At 69.0% G+C, this 18,745-nt stretch carries 21 protein-coding genes; 5 read left to right on the top strand and 16 right to left on the bottom strand.

The features are described from left to right. Nucleotides 1–113: 113 nt before the first annotated feature. Together GQQ93_RS02180 and GQQ93_RS02175 are read right to left on the bottom strand one after the other, a co-directional pair. Nucleotides 114–953, bottom strand: a complete 840-nt coding sequence (locus tag GQQ93_RS02180; RefSeq protein WP_157422565.1) for a PP2C family protein-serine/threonine phosphatase — start codon at nt 951–953, stop codon at nt 114–116. Continuing rightward, nucleotides 950–1,966, bottom strand: coding sequence for an FHA domain-containing protein (locus GQQ93_RS02175; protein WP_157422564.1), 1,017 nt, complete (start codon nt 1,964–1,966; stop codon nt 950–952). Before GQQ93_RS02175 ends, GQQ93_RS02180 begins: the two co-directional genes overlap by 4 nt. 147 nt (nt 1,967–2,113) lie before the next feature. Here GQQ93_RS02175 and GQQ93_RS02170 point away from each other — a divergent pair, with 147 nt between their 5' ends. After that, nucleotides 2,114–2,596 (top strand): Lrp/AsnC family transcriptional regulator, encoded by a 483-nt coding sequence (locus GQQ93_RS02170; protein ID WP_157422563.1) that lies wholly within the window; start codon nt 2,114–2,116, stop codon nt 2,594–2,596. Nucleotides 2,597–2,608: 12 nt separating this feature from the next. Continuing rightward, nucleotides 2,609–3,994: an aspartate aminotransferase family protein gene (locus GQQ93_RS02165; protein WP_157422562.1), complete on the top strand. Its 1,386-nt coding sequence runs from the start codon at nt 2,609–2,611 to the stop codon at nt 3,992–3,994. A 98-nt stretch (nt 3,995–4,092) separates the two neighbouring features. Here the strand turns inward: GQQ93_RS02165 and GQQ93_RS02160 are convergent, their stop codons facing one another. Continuing rightward, nucleotides 4,093–5,253 (bottom strand): DUF4192 family protein, encoded by a 1,161-nt coding sequence (locus GQQ93_RS02160; protein WP_157422561.1) that lies wholly within the window; start codon nt 5,251–5,253, stop codon nt 4,093–4,095. 199 nt (nt 5,254–5,452) lie between these two features. Between GQQ93_RS02160 and GQQ93_RS02155 the strand changes: the two genes are divergently transcribed. From GQQ93_RS02155 to GQQ93_RS02145, 3 genes are all read left to right on the top strand, one after another. Continuing rightward, the gene (locus GQQ93_RS02155; protein WP_157422560.1) at nt 5,453–5,944 is read left to right on the top strand and encodes a methylated-DNA--[protein]-cysteine S-methyltransferase; all 492 of its coding nucleotides are present in this window, start codon (nt 5,453–5,455) and stop codon (nt 5,942–5,944) included. 5 nt (nt 5,945–5,949) lie between these two features. Then, a complete protein-coding gene (locus GQQ93_RS02150) occupies nt 5,950–6,540 on the top strand; it encodes a DNA-3-methyladenine glycosylase I (RefSeq protein WP_157422790.1) in 591 nt (196 codons plus the stop codon). A gap of 167 nt (nt 6,541–6,707) precedes the next feature. Then, nucleotides 6,708–7,520, top strand: coding sequence for a M57 family metalloprotease (locus GQQ93_RS02145; protein WP_157422559.1), 813 nt, complete (start codon nt 6,708–6,710; stop codon nt 7,518–7,520). Between the two features lie 224 nt (nt 7,521–7,744). Here GQQ93_RS02145 and GQQ93_RS02140 read toward each other — a convergent pair whose 3' ends face one another. The 13 genes from GQQ93_RS02140 to GQQ93_RS02080 all read right to left on the bottom strand — a co-directional run bounded on the left by GQQ93_RS02140 (nt 7,745) and on the right by GQQ93_RS02080 (nt 18,673). Beyond that, entirely contained in the window at nt 7,745–8,506 is a 762-nt protein-coding gene (locus GQQ93_RS02140; RefSeq protein ID WP_157422558.1) for a YaaA family protein, read from the bottom strand. Next, on the bottom strand, nt 8,506–9,078 hold the full coding sequence (locus tag GQQ93_RS02135; RefSeq protein ID WP_157422557.1) for a P-loop nucleotide/nucleoside kinase family protein: 573 nt from the start codon (nt 9,076–9,078) through the stop codon (nt 8,506–8,508). Before GQQ93_RS02135 ends, GQQ93_RS02140 begins: the two co-directional genes overlap by 1 nt. 10 nt (nt 9,079–9,088) lie before the next feature. Next, nucleotides 9,089–9,349: a F0F1 ATP synthase subunit epsilon gene (locus tag GQQ93_RS02130; protein WP_157422556.1), complete on the bottom strand. Its 261-nt coding sequence runs from the start codon at nt 9,347–9,349 to the stop codon at nt 9,089–9,091. 2 nt (nt 9,350–9,351) lie between these two features. Further along, entirely contained in the window at nt 9,352–10,812 is a 1,461-nt protein-coding gene (atpD, locus tag GQQ93_RS02125) for a F0F1 ATP synthase subunit beta (protein WP_157422555.1), read from the bottom strand. Between the two features lie 23 nt (nt 10,813–10,835). Then, entirely contained in the window at nt 10,836–11,732 is an 897-nt protein-coding gene (locus GQQ93_RS02120; RefSeq protein WP_157422554.1) for a F0F1 ATP synthase subunit gamma, read from the bottom strand. Nucleotides 11,733–11,780: 48 nt separating this feature from the next. Then, complete coding sequence (gene atpA, locus GQQ93_RS02115; protein ID WP_157422553.1) at nt 11,781–13,421, bottom strand: F0F1 ATP synthase subunit alpha; 1,641 nt, start codon at nt 13,419–13,421, stop codon at nt 11,781–11,783. Between the two features lie 92 nt (nt 13,422–13,513). Next, nucleotides 13,514–14,308, bottom strand: coding sequence for a F0F1 ATP synthase subunit delta (locus GQQ93_RS02110; RefSeq protein ID WP_157422552.1), 795 nt, complete (start codon nt 14,306–14,308; stop codon nt 13,514–13,516). 3 nt (nt 14,309–14,311) lie between these two features. Further along, nucleotides 14,312–14,875 carry a F0F1 ATP synthase subunit B gene (locus GQQ93_RS02105; RefSeq protein WP_157422551.1) on the bottom strand — a complete coding sequence of 188 codons (564 nt, stop codon included), beginning with the start codon at nt 14,873–14,875 and terminating at the stop codon, nt 14,312–14,314. Between the two features lie 28 nt (nt 14,876–14,903). Further along, entirely contained in the window at nt 14,904–15,137 is a 234-nt protein-coding gene (gene atpE, locus GQQ93_RS02100) for an ATP synthase F0 subunit C (protein WP_122937972.1), read from the bottom strand. A 44-nt stretch (nt 15,138–15,181) separates the two neighbouring features. Next, entirely contained in the window at nt 15,182–15,979 is a 798-nt protein-coding gene (gene atpB / locus GQQ93_RS02095) for a F0F1 ATP synthase subunit A (RefSeq protein ID WP_157422789.1), read from the bottom strand. Between the two features lie 163 nt (nt 15,980–16,142). Continuing rightward, nucleotides 16,143–16,625, bottom strand: coding sequence for a Cg1360 family ATP-synthase-associated protein (locus tag GQQ93_RS02090; protein ID WP_212277228.1), 483 nt, complete (start codon nt 16,623–16,625; stop codon nt 16,143–16,145). Between the two features lie 27 nt (nt 16,626–16,652). Beyond that, complete coding sequence (locus GQQ93_RS02085; protein WP_157422549.1) at nt 16,653–17,858, bottom strand: MraY family glycosyltransferase; 1,206 nt, start codon at nt 17,856–17,858, stop codon at nt 16,653–16,655. Continuing rightward, the gene (locus GQQ93_RS02080; RefSeq protein WP_157422548.1) at nt 17,855–18,673 is read right to left on the bottom strand and encodes an L-threonylcarbamoyladenylate synthase; all 819 of its coding nucleotides are present in this window, start codon (nt 18,671–18,673) and stop codon (nt 17,855–17,857) included. Before GQQ93_RS02080 ends, GQQ93_RS02085 begins: the two co-directional genes overlap by 4 nt. Nucleotides 18,674–18,745: the final 72 nt, after the last annotated feature.

The following is an 18,745-nucleotide window of genomic DNA, read 5'->3' as shown; positions in this document are numbered from 1 at the left end:
CCAGCGCTCCTCGGGTCGTCATCGACGGGGTCGGTGGAGACGGGTGCCCGGTGCCCACCATTGTAGGCTTCCGCCGCCGCCGGACCGCAGGTTCGCGACGCGGATGCCGCCGGTCAGGCCCGCGCCGACTCGCCGCCCTCGCCGTGGAGCTCGGGGTCGACGCTCGGCTCGGGACGCACGACCTTCAGCACATCGACGACGACGACGGTGACGTTGTCGCGTCCGCCGTTGCCCAGCGCGGCGTCGACGAGCTGCGCCGCGGCCTTCTCGGCGTTCGGGTTGGCGAGGAGGAAGTGGCGGATGCCGTACGAGGTCAGCTCCTTCGTGAGCCCGTCCGAGCAGATCAGCAGCCGCATGCCGGTCTCGACGGCGATCGCGCGATAGTCGGGGATCGGCGCCTCGTGGAATCCGACGGCCCGCGTGATCACGTTCGAATGCGGGTGGGTGTCGGCCTCCTCGCGGGTGATCTGGCCCGCATCGACCAGTTCCTGCACGATCGAGTGATCGACGGTGAGCTGCTCGAGCACCCCGCCGACGAGCCGGTACACGCGGGAGTCGCCGATGTTGAACACGATCCAGGCCGGTTCGTCCGAGATGGTGCCGAGCGCGGCACCCGTGACGGTGGTGCCGCTGCCCTCGTCGGTGACCCCGGCTCCGCGGCCCATGTCCTGTACGGCGTGATGCAGCGAGGCGTCGATCTCGGGCGTGCCGATCGCCGCCTTGCCGCCGTGCTCGGCGAGCCGGGTGACGACCGCGGCGCTCGCGAAGTCGCCGGCGGCGTGGCCGCCCATCCCGTCGGCGACCGCGAACACGGGCGCCTGGGCGACATAGCTGTCCTCGTTGACCTCGCGGCGCAGTCCGGTGTCGGTGATCGCGGCCCAGGCGAGGGTGATCTCGGTGCCGTCGGGCAGGGTGACCCGATGGCGGGCGTTGCCGTTGCCTATCTGCGTCACGTGTTCGGCCTGCTGTCTGCTCTGAGCGTCGGATCGACTCCCGGGGGTCGGAGGATCTCGATGATCGTATCGTCTCCGAGGTCGAGCCTCATGCCCGGGACCACCACGATCGATTCGCCTGCACGCAGCCTGCGAGTGCCGTTCGGGCCGTGCACGGTGGTGCCGTTCGTCGAGCGGAGATCGCTCGCGACGAGGCGTTCGCCCTCGACGCGCAGTTCGAGGTGCGTTGAGGACACGACCCGCCCGGGCGAGTCGACCCGCACGAGCTGCGGAACGAGCCCCTCTGGCGAGGCGATGCGCGGCGCGGCGGGTCTCCGGCCGACGAAAACCGGGCCGACGGGGGTGAACGACGCCCCTCCCGCGATGCGCACGCTCGGGACCGCGTGCGCCGGGTCGCCCTCGACGACCGCGCTCGGTCCGCTCGGCGGGCCCGCCGACGAGGCGACCCCCGCGGTGAGCACGGTGTCGACGTCGACGGCGGGATGACTCGGCCGGACCTTGTCGGCCCCGCGCGCGAGGCGCTCCCCCTCGGCCTCGTCGGCGCGACGCCACTCGATCGCCGAGGCGCGCAGGCTCGCCCGTGCGTGGGCGACGACCGCGCCGCCGCCGAGTCGCGCCAGCGGTGCGACCGCCGCGGTGAGGCGGATCCCCGACACCTCGTGGAACTCCGCGAGATGCCACGGCCGAATCCCCCGGGCGTCGAAACGGCGACTGCCCCCGGGCGAGTCGAGGTCGACGACCGCGTCGCCCCGCGCGACCGCGGTCACTTCTCCGGGGTCGGGGCCGCCCCACCACACGAGGGCGAAGGAGCCGCTCGCGTCGTCGAGCGGCGCCGGAATGAGCGAGACGAGCCGCTCCAGGCTCGGCTGCGGGTCGCCGGCGGCCCCGGCGAGCGCGTCGACCACGCGCGCGTCGGCGGGCGCGCCGAGGATCGCGATGAAGCGTTCGCCGACGATCGAATCCCACGCCGGGGCGCCGGCGGTCGCGAGACTCGTGACCGACCCCAGAAGCATGTCGTTCAGTCTGGCACCGCAGGGTGCCGGCCAGCGAGCCCGATCCGGACAGCACTCAGGAGCGAATTGCATGGAATCCGTCGTCGAACGCTCAGAATTCGACGGAATCACTTGCCAGAGGCATCCTTCACTGTCACAATCGAGTCCATGACGAACGCAAGTCGTTCCAACGGGCATCGGCCGGTGCAGCTCGATGAGGTCTCGAAGGCGATCATCGAACAGCTGCAGGCCGACGGCCGACGCTCGTATGCCGACATCGGCAAGGCGGTCGGCCTCTCCGAGGCTGCCGTCAGGCAGCGCGTGCAGCGCCTGACGGAGTCGGGGGTGATGCAGATCGTCGCGGTGACCGATCCGATGCAACTCGGATTCACCCGCCAGGCGATGATCGGCATCCGCGCATCCGGCGACACCCGCGTCCTCGCCGAACAGCTGTCCGAGATCCCCGAGATCGACTACGTCGTGCTCACCGCGGGCAGCTTCGACCTGCTCGCCGAGGTGGTGTGCGAGAACGACGAGGAGCTCATCTCCCTGCTCAATTCGCGCATCCGCAACCTCGACGGCGTGAACTCGACCGAGACGTTCGTCTACCTCAAGCTCCAGAAGCAGTTCTACAACTGGGGCACTCGCTAAGAAGGGAAGATCATGACCGACACGGTCTACGACAACGCCGCACTGCAGCAGAAGGCGAAGGACCATCTCTGGATGCACTTCGCCCGGCAGTCCACGATGGAGACCTCGGGCGTGCCGATCATCACCCGCGGCGAGGGGCACCGCGTCTTCGACATCAACGGCAAGGGCTACATCGACGGACTCGCCGGCCTCTTCGTCGTCAACGCCGGTCACGGCCGCAAGCGCCTCGCACAGGCCGGCGCGAAGCAGGCCGAGGAGCTCGCCTTCTTCCCGATCTGGTCGTACGCCCACCCGAAGGCGATCGAGCTCGCCGACCGTCTCGCCGAGTACGCCCCCGGCGACCTCAACCACGTGTTCTTCTCGACCGGCGGCGGCGAAGCCGTCGAGACCGCCTACAAGCTGGCGAAGAACTACTGGAAGCTCATGGGCAAGCCGAGCAAGTACAAGGTGATCTCGCGCGCCCTCGCCTACCACGGCACCCCCCAGGGTGCGCTCGCCGTCACGGGCCTGCCGATCAAGGCTCCGTTCGAGCCGATCACCCCCGGCGGCCTGCGCGTGCCGAACACCAACTTCTACCGCGCAGCCGACATGGGCGCCCCCACGGGCAGCGAAGAGGAGTTCGGCATCTGGGCGGCGAACCGCATCGAGGAGCAGATCCTCATGGAGGACCCCGACACCGTCGCGGCCGTCTTCCTCGAGCCCGTGCAGAACTCGGGCGGCTGCTTCCCGCCTCCCCCCGGCTACTTCCAGCGCGTGCGCGAGATCTGCGACAAGTACGACGTGCTGCTCGTCTCCGACGAGGTCATCTGCGCGTTCGGCCGCATCGGCCACATGTTCGCGTGCGACGAGTACGGCTACGTGCCCGACATGATCACCTGTGCGAAGGCGATGACCTCGGGCTACGCGCCCATGGGCGCGACGATCATCAACGAGCGCATCTACGAGCCGTTCTCGAAGGGCGACACGACCTTCTACCACGGCTACACCTGGGCGGGCCACCCCGTCTCGGCGGCCGTCGCGCTCGAGAACCTCGACATCTTCGAGGAGGAGAACCTCCTCGAGCACGTCCGTGACAACTCGCCGCTGTTCCGCGCCGAACTCGAGAAGCTCAGCGACCTGCCGATCGTCGGCGACGTGCGCGGCGCAGGCTACTTCTTCGCCGTCGAGCTCGTGAAGGACAAGGCCACGCGCGAGACCTTCAACGAGGACGAGTCGGAGCGGCTCCTCCGCGGCTTCCTCTCGACCGCGCTGTTCGATGCGGGCCTGTACTGCCGCGCCGACGACCGCGGCGACCCCGTGATCCAGCTCTCGCCGCCGCTCACGATCGGCGTGCCCGAGTTCCAGGAGATCGAGCAGATCCTTCGGAGCGTGCTCACCGAGGCCTCGAACCGCCTCTGACCCGCCGCGTGCCGCCCACCCGCCGGCCGGCTTCGAGTCTTCTCGGAGCCGCCGGCGGGTGGGCGTCTCCGTGTCCGGGCGGGCGAGCGGGCCCGACCTCATTCGCCGCCGAACCGCGCAGGGCGCGCGAACGCCCAGTCCGGCAGGGCGCCGCTGCAGAGGTGCTGCTCGAGCAGCCCCGCCATGCCATGCGCGGGGTCGAGCTCGAGGGCGGCGTCGAGGAGCGCGCCGGCTGCCGAACCGCGCCCGAGCGCCCAGCAGAGCCACGCCCCGATGCACAGCGGCCCGACGCGGAACGATGCGGGTGCCTCCGCGATCATGCGGCGCACCACCTCGATCGCCCGCTCGACGCGCGCCCGCTCGGGCCGCAGGGTCGTCTGGCCCACGATCAGTCGGGCGAGCAGCTCGTGCACCTCGCCGAGGTCGCCGTCGGCGAGCTCGCGTCGCACGAGCTCGTCGATCGAGATGCCGTGAGCCTCCGCACGGTCCACGCTCTCGACGGCATCCTCATGCGCGGCCGCGCCGATGACCGGGCCGAACGCGAACTGCAGCATCATGCCGTCGCGAAAGGCCGGTCGCGCCGCGAGGTGCAGGAACCAGGCCGAGGCGACCGCCGGCGCGCTGCCGGGCTCGAGCAGGTGCTCGACGAGCTCGACGGGATCGACGTCGTCGCCGAGCCGCCCGAACACCTCGGCCCCCGGGCCCGCCGTGGCGAGCCCCTCGAGCTCTCGGGCGATCGCCCGCGCGCGGGTGCGGTCGGGCTCGGGCAGCGCAGCGTGGATCGCCGGCCCGTCGCCGGGTCGCTCCCCCTCTGGCACCGCCGCGACCGCGGCGCACTCGTCGATGAGGGCGAGCGGATGCCCCGTGGCCGGGAGTGCGGGGTCGAGGTACGACCCCCACCCGTCCGACGCGACGCAGAGCGCGTCTCGCACGGTGAATCCCGCCTCGGCGGCCCGTTGCGCGAGGAGTTCGACGAGGCGGCGCTCGGGCGCCCCCTGCTGCGCGTCGAATCGGCCGTCGGTGTATGCGATGGGCACCACCCCGTCGATCCCGGGCATGCGGCACATGGTCGCCACCACGACCGCCACGAGCGCCGCGCGGTCGCGCGCTCGACGAGGCAGGTCGTGTCGGAGCACGCCGACGCTGCGGCCGCCCTCGAAGGCGACGCAGACGAGGGATCGCGAGGGCTGGAAGCCCGCGAGGCTCGGCACGAGGGCGAGGAGTTCGTGCGCCGATCCGGCGCGGATTATCGTGGTCATGCCCCGAGGATGCCGTCGTGGCCGGGCCGCGCCGCCCGCGTCGTCGCCGCAGGGGTCGCTCTCCGATCGAGGTGCCCTGTTGAGGAGGATTCGCCGCGTCGTGGCGCCGACTCCTCCTCAACAGGCGTGCGTCCGGGCCGGTCGTCGCGATGTCCGATTCTCGCGAGTGCATGTCGGATGCCGCGGCTACGCTCGAAACATGACGAACGTGTACCTCATCCGACTCGACAGCCCGATCGGGCGCATCGAGGTCGTCGCCGACGACGACGCCGTCATCGGTCTCTCGATCGAGCACGACGGCAGCCTCCCCCATGACGACAGCCCCGAGCGGCCCAATGCCGTCCTCGAACGCGCCCGGGTCGAGCTCGCCGAGTACTTCGCCGGCTCTCGCACCGAGTTCGACGTGCCGGTGCGCCTCGACGGCACCGCCTTCCAGCAGGCCGTCTGGGGCGAACTCGCCCGCCTCGGCTGGGGCGAGGCCGTCTCGTACGGCTCGCTCGCTGCCGCCGTCGGCCGCCCCGGAGCGGCGCGCGCGATCGGCGGGGCGGTCGGCGCGAATCCGGTGCCGATCATCGTCGGCTGCCACCGGGTGCTCGCCTCCGACGGCCGCATCACCGGCTATTCGGGCGGCGAGGGCATCCCCACGAAGCTCTGGCTCCTCGGCCACGAGCAGATCGGCTTCGCCGCGTGAGCGTCATTCCGCGACCCGACGTCATCATCGGCGACGACGGGCTCGCGCGCTGCTCGTGGGGCGCCGCCGACGTCGAGTACCGCCGCTATCACGATGAAGAGTGGGGCACGCCGCAGCACGACCCGCAGCGACTCTTCGAGAAGGTCTGTCTCGAGGGCTTCCAGGCGGGGCTGTCGTGGATCACGATCCTCCGCCGTCGTCCCGCCTTCCGCGAGGTCTTCCGTGAATTCGATCCCACCCTCGTCGCCGAGATGACCGACGCCGACGTCGAGCGCCTGCTCGGCGACGCGCGCATCATCCGTCACGGCGGCAAGATCCGGGCGACCATCACGAACGCCAGGGCGACACTCGCGCTCGACAGCCCGCTCGACGAACTGCTCTGGGGCTTCGCCCCGCCCGCGCGCATCGCACCCCCGGCCTCGTTCGCCGAGGTGCCCGCCACCACGGCCGAGTCGACCGCGATGAGTCGAGAGCTGCGTCGCCGAGGGTTCGTCTTCGTCGGACCGACGACGATGTACGCCCTGATGCAGGCGGCGGGAATGGTCGACGACCACGTCGCCGGTTGCTTCCGAGCGCAGCACCCCAGCGGCACCTGACGCCGGTCGCGCCGTGCATGCGGCACACTGCGAAATCCTTGACACCGTCGAATCGGGCACGCTACTTTGTGCCTACTTCGGGGGACAGGCAACGACGCCCGTCCGATGGATCCGAAGCCGATCGCCGACCAGGCGAACGGAATCGCACAGTTCAGAAGGAGCACTGCATGCGAATCACCAGAACACTCGCGCTCGCCGCCACCGCGGCGGCCGCGCTCGCCGTCGGCACGGTAATCCCGGCCGCCGGCGCAACCACGCTCGATGACTCCGTTCCCTCCTACCAGGAGTTCGCGGCATCGACCTATCGAGACGTCGACGGCGGCTACATCGTCAACGGTGACGAGGTGATCTCGGACAAGGGCGAGCTGCGGAAGTTCTACGACCTGCTCGTCGGCCCCGAGACGCCGACCGACGGCCTCATCGTCAACACGGTCAACGGCGCCGACGACAAGTGGTCGGCCTCGCAGGTCGGCAACCTCACCTATTGCGTCAGCACGAAGTTCGGCTCGCGTCACGCCGACGTCGTCAACGCGATGGCGAGCGGCGCGGCGCTCTGGGAGTCCGCGTCGTCGAAGATCGACTTCGTGTACGTGAGCAGCGCCGACGGCCAGTGCACGACGCGCAACAAGTCGGTCCTGTTCTCGGTCGAGCCAGTGCAGACCTCGCAGTACATCGCCCGCGCGTTCTTCCCGAGCTCGCCCGACCGTCAGCAGAACGTGCTCATCGACGACTCGATCTGGAGCTCGGGCTCCTGGACGCCGACCAACATCCTCGGTCACGAACTCGGCCACACCCTCGGGTTCCGTCACGAGCACACGCGTCCCGAAGCGGGCACGTGCTTCGAAGACAACAACTGGCGTCCGCTGACGCCGTACGACTCGGCCTCGATCATGCACTACCCGCAGTGCAACGGTTCGTCCGACGACCTGTCGATGACGAACTCCGACCGCGCGGGAGCCGTCGCACTCTACGGCAACTGAGACACCGCGCTCTCTTCAGAGCGATGTCAGCGTCCGCTGGGCTCGGTCGTGCGCGACCGGGCCCAGCGGTGTGTCGTGCAGCGGGCCGATTCGGCCGCACTCCCCTCCCGCTCCCGTTCAGTGCGCAGGTCAGCGGCAGGCACGCCCTGCTGCACATCGCTGTCGCCGCGCTCCGACCGATTGCAAGCCCCGCCGCTCAGCCCTCGAATCGCGAGAGCGGCGATTCAGGCGACGAGTTCGATCTCGCGCGGCAGCGCCTCGCCGCGATCTTCCCCGAGGTGCATCGAGAAGCCCGCGGAGTCGGCCCATCCGAGCAGATCGTCGATGCTCTCGAGCTCGGGGCGCCCCTCGAGCACGGCCCGAGTGAAACGGCCCTTGGCCTGCTTGTTGAAGTGGTTGAGGGCGCGCTTGCGTCCGGCGCCGTCGAGCGAGACGACCCGCACGTACACGCTGCCCGGGCGCACCGGGGCGGGTCCGAGCTCGGCGTAGCCCTCCGACCGGAGGTCGACGATGAGTCCCGACTCGCTGTCGAGCACCTCGGCGATCGGCGACCGCCAATGGCTCTTCAGCCGCAACCCCGGCAGTTTCGAGTCGTGCGAGAGCCGGTATGCGGGAATGGGATCGAGCGCACCGACGAGCCCGAGCAGCGCCGAATGCACGACGACCGTGCGGCCTGCGAACCTACGAGCCGCTGCGTCGAGCGACGGGGCATCGAGTGCGTCGAACAGCACCCCCGTGTACCGGTCGATCGCCGCCATCGTCGGCGCGACCGCAAGCCGGCGGTTGCGCTCGACCTCCGGGACCTGTCGCGGGCCGAGCTTCAGCGCGCGCATCATCGCATCGCCGTCGGTCGAGAGCGCGCCGAGCGCAGCGATCGTCTGCTCGCGCGAGCCCGACAGCGTCGGGAATGACAGCGCATCGAGTGCGAGGGGCGCGTCGGCGCCGCCGTCGCGTTTCGTCTCGGACGGCGGGAGGAGGATGCGCACTACGAGCCGATGAAGGCGAGCGCCGCGTCGACGTTCGTGCCGAGCGTCTCGATGCTGTCGATCGTGACGCGCGGCAGCGCCGAGGAGGGGCCGGTCCACGCGGCGTACCCCTCGAGGCTCTGCTCGACGGCACGCCAAGTCGTCTCCTCGAGATGCGGCAGCCCGCGCTCGCGCTTCTCGAGACGCGCGCGGTGCAGCTCCTCGTCGGAGCAGACGACCTCGATGACGCGCAGGCGCACATCGGCTCGTTCCGCCAGATCGCGCCACTGCAGCCGAGCCGCCTCTGCGGCGTTCACCGCGTCGACGATCACCGTGCGTCCGGAGTCGAGCTCCTTCTCGGCGATCTCCTCGGCGACGAGGTAGGCCGCGAGGCCCGTCGGCTGGTCGGCATCGATGCCGGCGCGCAGGATGGCCGACTCGATCGGGTCGACCGACACGACCGTGGCGCCGAGGCGGGCGCCGACGATCTGGGCGATCGTCGACTTTCCCGCACCCGGCAACCCGGCCATGACGATGAGTTGGGTGACGCTCAGGTCACCGAACTGGCGGTCGAACGGCTGCTCCCCCTGCATCCGCTTCCCCTCAGGAGAGTTCGGCGCGAGATGCGACGACCTGCACCGAGTTGGACTGCACCGAGAGGAAACCGTCCTCGGCGCGCGCGGTGATCTTCTCACCGCCGGGCAGCGTGACGCGGACCTCGCCGCCGGCGAGGATCGCGAGCATCGGCTCGTGACCCGGCAGGATGCCGATCTCGCCTTCGACGGTCTTCGCGACCACCATGGCCGCCTCGCCCGACCAGACTTCCTGGTCGGCCGAGACGACGCTCACGTTGAGGGCGGCCATGTTCAGCCGTTCTCCTTCTGGATGCGGGCCCAGTTCTCCTCGACGTCCGAGATCGGGCCGACGTTGAAGAACGCCTGCTCGGCCACGTGGTCGAAGTCACCGCGGGCGATGGCGTCGAACGACTCGATGGTGTCCTTCAGGGGCACGGTCGAGCCCTCGACACCGGTGAACTTCTTCGCCATGTAGGTGTTCTGCGAGAGGAACTGCTGGATGCGGCGCGCACGCGACACCGTGATCTTGTCCTCTTCGGAGAGCTCGTCGACACCGAGGATCGCGATGATCTCCTGGAGCTCCTTGTTCTTCTGGAGGATCTGCTTGACCGTGGTCGCGACGCGGTAGTGGTCCTCGCCCAGGTAGCGGGGGTCCATGATGCGCGACGTCGAGGTCAGCGGGTCGATCGCGGGGTAGAGGCCCTTCGACGCGATCTCGCGCGAGAGCTCGGTCGTCGCATCGAGGTGGGCGAAGGTGGTTGCCGGCGCCGGGTCGGTGTAGTCGTCGGCGGGGACGTAGATCGCCTGCAGCGAGGTGATCGAGTGACCACGGGTCGAGGTGATGCGCTCCTGGAGGATGCCCATCTCGTCGGCGAGGTTCGGCTGGTAGCCCACCGCGGAGGGCATGCGGCCGAGCAGCGTCGACACCTCGGAACCCGCCTGCGTGAAGCGGAAGATGTTGTCGATGAAGAGGAGGACGTCCTGCTTCTGCACGTCGCGGAAGTACTCGGCCATGGTGAGGGCCGAGAGGGCGACGCGAAGACGCGTCCCCGGCGGCTCGTCCATCTGGCCGAAGACGAGGGCCGTCTTGTCGAAGACGCCCGCCTCCTCCATCTCGTGGATGAGGTCGTTGCCCTCACGGGTGCGCTCGCCGACACCGGCGAACACCGACACACCACCGTGGTCCTGCGCGACGCGCTGGATCATCTCCTGGATGAGGACGGTCTTGCCGACGCCCGCACCACCGAAGAGGCCGATCTTTCCACCCTGCACGTACGGGGTGAGGAGGTCGATCGACTTGATGCCGGTCTCGAAGAGCTGCGTCTTCGACTCGAGCTGGTCGAATGCCGGGGGCTTGCGGTGGATCGGCCAGCGCTCGGTGATCTCGATCTGCTCGCCGGGCTCGCCGTTCAGCACCTCGCCGATGACGTTGAAGACCTTGCCCTTGGTGACGTCGCCGACCGGGACCGAGATCGCCTCGCCGGTGTCGGTGACCTCCTGGCCGCGGACGAGGCCGTCGGTGGGCTTCAGGGCGATGGCACGAACGAGGTCGTCGCCGAGGTGCTGGGCGACCTCGAGGGTCAGCACCGACGTCTGGTCGCCGAGGGTGATCTCGGTCTTCAGCGCGTTGTAGATCTCGGGGATCGAGTCGTGCGGGAACTCGATGTCGACGACGGGGCCGGTGACGCGGGCGATGCGTCCGACAGCGCCGGCGGCACGCTCGGCGACCGGCGCGGTTGCGGTGTCAGTCATTCTGCTCTCTCTTTTCTGAGTTGCTACTTGGCGGCGACGAGCGCGTCCGCGCCGCCCACGATCTCGGAGATCTGCTGCGTGATCTCGGCCTGTCGAGCGTTGTTCGCCAGGCGGGTGTAGTCGGTGATGAGCTTGTCGGCGTTGTCGGAGGCCGACTTCATCGCCTTCTGCGTGGCGGCGTGCTTGGCAGCGGCCGACTGCAGGAGGGCGTTGAAGATGCGGCTCTCGATGTACACCGGCAGCAGCCCGTCGAGCACGGTTTCGACGTCGGGCTCGAACTCGTACAACGGCTGGACCGTCGCGTCGGGCTCTGCGACGCCCTCGACGACCTCGAGCGGCAGCAGGCGCACGACCGTGGGGGTCTGCGTCATCATGCTCACGAAGGTGTTGTAGACCACGTGGATCTCGTCGACACCGCCGTCGGACGCGTCGCGCAGGAAGGACTCGAGCACCGCGTCGGCGATCTCCTTCGCCAGCTCGAACTCGGGGTTCTCGGAGCTGCCCGTCCACTGCCGCTCCGACTCGCGGTGGCGGAACTGGAAGTACCCGACCGCCTTGCGCCCGACGAGGAAGTACACGACCTCCTTGCCCTGCGAGCGGAGAAGCTCTGCGAGCTCTTCGGCCTCACGCAGGACCTGCGAGTTGAACGCGCCGGCGAGGCCGCGGTCGCTCGTGAGGATCACGATCGCCGCGCGCTCGATCTTCTCGGGCTCGGTCGTCAGCACGTGGTCGACGTTGGAGTACGTCGCCACCGCCGAGACGGCACGGGTGATCGCCCGCGAGTACGGCGTCGAAGCCGACACCCGTGCCTGCGCCTTCTGGATGCGCGAGGCGGCGATGAGCTCCATCGCCTTGGTGATCTTCTTCGTCGTCTGGGCAGACTTGATCTTCTGCCGGTAGACCCGAAGTTGCGCTCCCATGTCTCTCCTGTATCCCTAACGTCAGCGGTTCAGTTCGCCGGGTCCGCCTTAGCGGCGACCCTTGACGATCTTTTCCTGGTTGACGTCTTCGGCGGCGATGGCCTCGAACTGCTCCGAACCCACCGAGGCGAGCGGCTTGCCCTCACCGGTCTGGAACTCGGTCTTGAACGTCGCGACCGACGACTCGAGCTTCTGGATCGTCTCGTCCTCGAGCTTGTTCGTCGAACGCAGCACCTCGAACACGTCGGTGTTGCGACGCAGGTAGTCGAGGAACTCGCTCTCGAAGCGCAGGATGTCTTCGACGGGCACCTCGTCGAGGTGGCCCTTCGTGCCGGCCCAGATCGAGACGACCTGGTCTTCGACGGGGAAGGGCGAGTACTGCGGCTGCTTGAGCAGCTCGGTCAGACGCGCACCACGTGCCAGCTGACGGCGGCTCGCGGCATCGAGGTCGGACGCGAACATCGCGAAGGCCTCGAGCGAGCGGTACTGGGCGAGCTCGAGCTTCAGCGTGCCCGAGACCGACTTGATCGACTTGACCTGCGCGTCGCCGCCGACACGCGAGACCGAGATGCCGACGTCGACGGCCGGGCGCTGGTTCGCGTTGAAGAGGTCGGACTGGAGGAAGATCTGGCCGTCGGTGATCGAGATCACGTTGGTCGGGATGTACGCCGAGACGTCGTTCGCCTTCGTCTCGATGATCGGAAGACCGGTCATCGAGCCGGCGCCGAGCTCGTCGGAGAGCTTCGCGCAACGCTCGAGCAGACGCGAGTGCAGGTAGAAGACGTCACCGGGGTACGCCTCGCGTCCCGGCGGACGGCGGAGGAGCAGCGACACGGCGCGGTAGGCCTCGGCCTGCTTCGACAGGTCGTCGAAGATGATGAGGACGTGCTTGGAGTCGTACATCCAGTGCTGGCCGATGGCCGAGCCGGTGTACGGCGCGAGGTACTTGAAGCCGGCCGGGTCGGAGGCCGGAGCGGCGACGATGGTGGTGTACTCCATCGCGCCGGCGTCTTCGAGGGCGCCCTTCACCGAAGCGATGGTCGAGCCCTTCTGGCCGATCGCGACGTAGATGCAGCGCACCTGCTTGTTGATGTCGCCCGACTCCCAGTTGGCCTTCTGGTTGATGATCGTGTCGATCGCGATGGCCGTCTTGCCGGTCTGGCGGTCACCGATGATGAGCTGACGCTGGCCGCGGCCGACGGGGATCATCGCGTCGATGGCCTTGATGCCGGTCTGGAGCGGCTCGTGCACCGACTTTCGCTGCATGACGCCGGGCGCCTGCAGCTCGAGGGCGCGACGGCCCTCGATGCCGGTGATCTCGCCGAGACCGTCGATCGGGTTGCCGAGCGGGTCGACGACGCGGCCGAGGTAGCCCTCGCCGACGGGTACGGAGAGAACCTCGCCGGTGCGGGTCACCTCCATGCCCTCTTCGATGCCGGTGAACTCGCCGAGCACGACGACGCCGATCTCGTCTTCGTCGAGGTTCTGCGCGAGGCCGAGCGTGCCGTCCGCGAAGCGGACGAGCTCGTTCGCCATCACCGAGGGGAGGCCCCCGACGTGGGCGATGCCGTCGCCGGCGTCGGTGACGTACCCGACTTCGGTCTTCTGCGCCTGGCCCGGCTCGTACGACGAGACGAACTCCGAGAGAGCCGAACGGATCTCGTCGGGGCTGATGGAGAGTTCTGCCATTGCCATTTCCTTTTCTGGGCCGAGCCTCATGGGCGCCGGATGCAGTGTGTTTGTCTGGCGGCGCTGGACGCCGGTCGTGGGGTCAACCGGCGTCAGCCGGCAAGCTTCTGCCGCAGCGAGCTGAGGCGGCTGGCGACGCTGCCGTCGATGACGTCGTCGCCGATCTGAACGCGGACCCCGCCGAGGAGGGCGGGATCGACGATCGTGTCGAATCGGATGGGTCGGCCGGACTGGGCCTGGAGGCCCTGCTCGAGCCGGGCGAGCTGCTCGGACGAGAGCGGTGCTGCCGAGGTGACGGTCGCGATGTCGAAGCCGCGCTGGTCGGCGACGACGGTGGCCGCGTGCCGCAGGGCTTCGCCGATGCGGCGGCCGCGGGGCTGCTGCACGAGGTTCTGCACGATCGCCACAGTCTGCGGGGAGGCCTTGCCGCCGAGCAGACGATCGACGATCTTCGACTTGGCGTCGACCGCGCTGAGCTTCGAACCGAGCGCGAGCTCGAGTTCGGAGTCGGTCGCGACCGCACGGTCGAAGGCGAAGAGCTCGGCGTCGATGTCGACGCCCTCCGCTGCCGAGTCGGCCGCGATGCGGTAACCCAGCTCCTCGATCCCGGCGAGGAAGTCCCCGCCGCTCGACCAGCGGCTCGACGCAGCGGTCACGATCAGCGTCACCGCGACCGAGGGCAGCTGCGCACCGAAGACGCGCTCGACGAGCGCGCGCTTCTGCGTGGCATCCGCCTCGGGGTCGGTGAGCGCCGAGCGCAGCTGCGTCGACGAGCCGATCACGCGGCCGGCGGCGAGGAGGCCCTCGGCGACGTCAAGCTCGACCCGGCCGAGCTCGGCGAGCGCAGCCCGCGACCCGGCCAGGGCCTCTCTCGTAGCGCTACCCATGGGTTACTTCTTCCCTCCGGCGGTGGCCTCGGAGGCCTCCAGGTCGGCGAGGAAACGGTCGACGACCGCAGTCGCCTTCGCGTCGTCGGAGAGCGACTCGCCGATCACGCCGGAGGCGAGATCGATGGCGAGGGTACCCACCTCGGAGCGGAGCGAGACGAGCGCGGTCTGGCGCTCCGCCTCGATCTGCGCCTGGGCGCTCGCGGTGACGCGAGCGGCCTCGACGGTGGCGGTGTCCTTCGCCTCGGCGACGATCTTCTTGCCGTCCTCACGAGCCGTCTCGCGGATGCGACCGGCCTCGGTGCGGGCGTCGGCGAGCTGCGCCGTGTACTCCTCGAGAGCGGCCTCGGCCTTGCGCTGGGCCTCGTCGGCCTTCGCGATGTTGCCCTCGATCGCCTCAGCACGCTCGTCGAGCAGCTTCTGGACGCGCGGGAGCACGTACTTCCAGAAGAAGACGAGGATGATGACGAAGCAGACCGACGACCAGAGAATGTCGTACAGCTCCGGAATCACCGGGCTGTGCGTCTCGCCACCCTCGGTTGCAGCGCTCAGTACTGCATGAAGCACGTTGGCCTCCTCAGTTGCGGCGGGTGGATCAGACGAAGATGAAGTAGGTCGCGATACCGATGAAGGCGAGCGCCTCGGTGAAGGCGATACCGATCCACATCAGGACCTGGAGACGGCCGGCCAGCTCGGGCTGGCGGGCGACGCCCTCGATCGTCTTGCCGACGACGATGCCCACGCCGATGGCCGGGCCGATCGCCGCGAGGCCGTAGCCGACGGTCGCGATGTTTCCATCAAGGGCAGCGAGAACGGTGGTTGCGTCCACGTTGGGTTTCCTTTCTTAGGGATGCTTCGGGCGGGCGCCCGGGCTCAGTGCTCTTCTGCGACCGCGAGCTGGATGTAGACCGCGGTGAGAAGTGCGAAGACGTAGGCCTGCAGGACGGCGACGAGGACCTCGAACAGCGTGAACGCGAGTCCGAAGGCCAGGGTGCCGGCACCGACGATGGTCCACCAGCCGCTGAGCTGGAAGACGAAGAACTGCGTGGCTGCAAAGAAGAGCACGAGCAGGAGGTGACCGACGATCATGTTCATCATGAGTCGCAGGGTCAGCGTGATCGGGCGGATCACGAACGTCGAGATGAGCTCGATCGGCGTGACGATGATGTACACCGGCCACGGCACGCCCGAGGGGAAGAGCGAGTTCTTGAAGAAGTTCTTGGGGCTCTTCTTGACGCCCGCGTAGATGAAGGTGATGTACGCGACGATCGCGAGCACGAGCGGCACGCCGATGACGGAGGTGCCGGCGATGTTCAGGAAGGGGATGACACCCGTCAGGTTCATGAACAGGATCATGAAGAACATCGTCGTGAGGATCGGCAGGAACCGCTTGCCGTCCTTCTTGCCGAGCAGGTCGTCGGCGATGTTGACGCGCACGACGTCGAGGCCCATCTCGACGAGGCTCTGGAATCGGCCGGGCACGACGCGCATGTTGCGCGTGCCGAGCCAGAAGACCAGGAACAGTGCGATGACCGCGACGAAGCGGACGAGCATGATGCGGTTGATCTCGAAGGCGGTGCCTTCGAAGAGCAACGCTCCCGGGAAGAATTCGTCGATCGACGGACCGTGGAACTCACCGTCTTCGGTGGCAGTCGGAACCAGCAGGTTCAGAGCGTGTGCTAGCAGCGCTTTCTCCTGTTTCGGGGCGTGGAGCTCGGCTCTCGCGACGACGAACATGGACCTCGGTTCGCCCATGCGTGATGAGGGCAGAACCGTGGGGGGATCGGGAATACTCTAGCAAGACTTCTACGAGCAGACGAATTCAGAACCGAGTTCAGTCGTCTTCGGGTGCTTTCGGCAGTTCGACGTCGCTCGCGTAGGGCAGGCGCGACTTCGCGACGACGAGCACGTCGACCACGAGCGAGGCCAGAACACCGGCCACGAGGCTGAGGAACAGCACGGTCGTGTCGAGCCACGAGGCATCCCTGAGGAGCACGACGAGCACGATGAAGACGATGAACTTCACGAGCCAGCCGCCGAGCACGATGCCGAAGAACGCGCCCACGAAGAGGTCGCTGCCCGAGAAGCGGTTGGCGACGAGGATGCTCGCCGCGGTGATGCCCATGAACACCACCGCCATGGTGGTGCCGATGAGGGCGCCCCAGAGGCCGGGGAGCCCGGCGAAGACGAGGCCGAGCACGGCGCTCACCACGAGGATCACGGCGGCGAGCACACCGCCCCAGATGAGGGCGCGGCGCAGCACCGGGTTCGAGGTCGGCGTGCGGTCGGCGGGCTGTGCGGGACGTGCGTCGGTCATCATGCTCCAGTCGGGGGTCGCCCGATTCTACCGAGCCGGACCTTCGAGTTCGTCGGCCCCCGCCGGAGGCGTGCTCGGGCGCTCCTCCGCGGCGATCGTGAGGCGCTTGCGGCGGCCGAGCGGAGCGAGGGTGATCACGGCGCAGACGAGGAAGCCGACGCCGAGGAAGACGAAGGCCCAGGCGCTGTCGACGCCGAAGTAGGTCGGCAGCACGTAGGTGAGGAGGCACCCGACGGAAGCGACTGCCGTCCACCCGTAGAGGATGAGCACGGCGTTCAGGTGCGAGTGCCCCATGTCGAGCAGGCGGTGGTGCAGGTGCTTGCGGTCGGCCGCGAAGGGCGACTTGCCCGCGCTCAGCCGGCGCACGACCGCGAGGCCGAAGTCGAGCAGCGGGATCACGAGCACCACGAACGGCAGGAGGATCGGGATGAAGGCGGCGAAGAGGTTCTCGAACCCGACGCTGCCCGGGTTGATCGTGCCCGTCACCGCGATCGCCGCCGTCGCCGTCAGGAGGCCGATGAGGAGGGCGCCCGCATCGCCCATGAAGAGCTTCGCGGGGTGCCAGTTGAGCGGCAGGAAGCCCGCGCACGCGCCGACCACGATGACCGCGAGCAGCGACGCCAAGTTGAAGTAGTTGAGCGGCGAGGTCTGCTGCACGAGCAGGTAGGTGTAGAGGAAGAACACGCCGTTGGCGATGAGCGAGACGCCCGCGACGAGCCCGTCGAGCCCGTCGATGAAGTTCACCGCGTTCATCACGAGCACGATGACGAAGACCGTGAGCGTCGCGCTCAGCCACGACGGGATGAGCGTGATGCCCGCGATCGGCAGCGACACGATCGTGACGCCCTGCCAGGCGATGAGCCCGCCGGCGATGAACTGGCCCGCGAGCTTCGTCGTCCAGTCGAGGTCCCAGATGTCGTCGGCGACGCCCATCGCCACGATGAGCAGCGCCGCGCCGAGGATCGCGAGGATCTGGCCGGGGTTCTCGAAGATGATCGAGACGTTCGAGAACCGCGACACCCCGAGGCTCGACACGAAGGCCGCCGCGCCGATCGCGACGACGATGCCGACGAACATCGCGATGCCGCCGAGCCGCGGCGTCGGCCGGGTGTGCACGTCGCGCTCGCGGATCTTCGGATACAAGCGGTACTTCAGGCTGAGCTTCCAGACGACGATCGAGCCGCCGAAGGTGACGAGCGCGGCCAGCAGCGCGAGCGAGAGGAAGAGGGTCATGAGGCGGCGGCGCCCGCCTCATCGGCCTCGTCGACGGGGGCGGATGCCTCGGAGGCGGAGGCCTCGGGCCCGGCTGCGTCGACCGCATCGTCGACGGGGGCGGATGCCTCGGAGGCGGAGGCCTCGGGCGCCAGCAGCTCTTCGCCGACGACCGCGGCGATGCGCTCGCGCGAGATGACTCCGGCACGCACGATGCGGAGCACTCCCCCGTGCTCGCCGAGCCCCGTGGCATCCACGATCGTCGAGGAGGTGTCGCCCGGGCGCTCGCCGATCGCCTCGTAGCCCGAACCGGCCTCGCCGCCGTCGAGGTAGACGGCGACCGACTCGCCGAGCATCTGCTCGGCACCGGCGGCGGTCGTCGCCGAGGGCAGGCCCGAGAGGTTCGCCGAGGAGACCGCGAGCGGCCCCGTCTCGGAGAGCAGCTCGAGCGCGATCGGGTTCGCGGGCATGCGCAGGGCGACCGTGCCGCGGGTCTCGCCGAGGTCCCACTGGAGCGAGGGCTGCGCACGGAGGATGACCGTCAGCCCGCCCGGCCAGAACTCGCCGACGAGGTCGCGCACGGCGGGCGGCACCTCGCTCGCGAGGGCGTCGAGCGTCGGCAGCCCGGGGATCAGCACGGGCGGCGGCGAGGTGCGCTCGCGGCCCTTCGCCTCGAGGAGGCGCGCGACGGCCTTGGCGTCGAAGGCGTCGGCCGCGACGCCGTAGACCGTGTCGGTCGGGATGACGACGAGTTCGCCGCGTCCGATCGCGCCGCGGGCGAGTCGCATGCCGGTGAGCAACTGGGAGTCGACCGAGCAGTCGTAGATGGCAGTCATGACCTGCCGATTCTAGACCAGCACGGCAGGGCGGACGGATGCCTCGGGCCGCGCTCGGCCCGAGGCATCCGA

The sequence above is a fragment of the Agromyces lapidis genome (genome assembly GCF_009749405.1).
Taxonomy (GTDB): domain Bacteria; phylum Actinomycetota; class Actinomycetes; order Actinomycetales; family Microbacteriaceae; genus Agromyces; species Agromyces lapidis.
The sequence above is the reverse complement of the archived record's forward strand: the minus strand, read 5'-3'. Positions and strand labels throughout refer to the sequence as shown.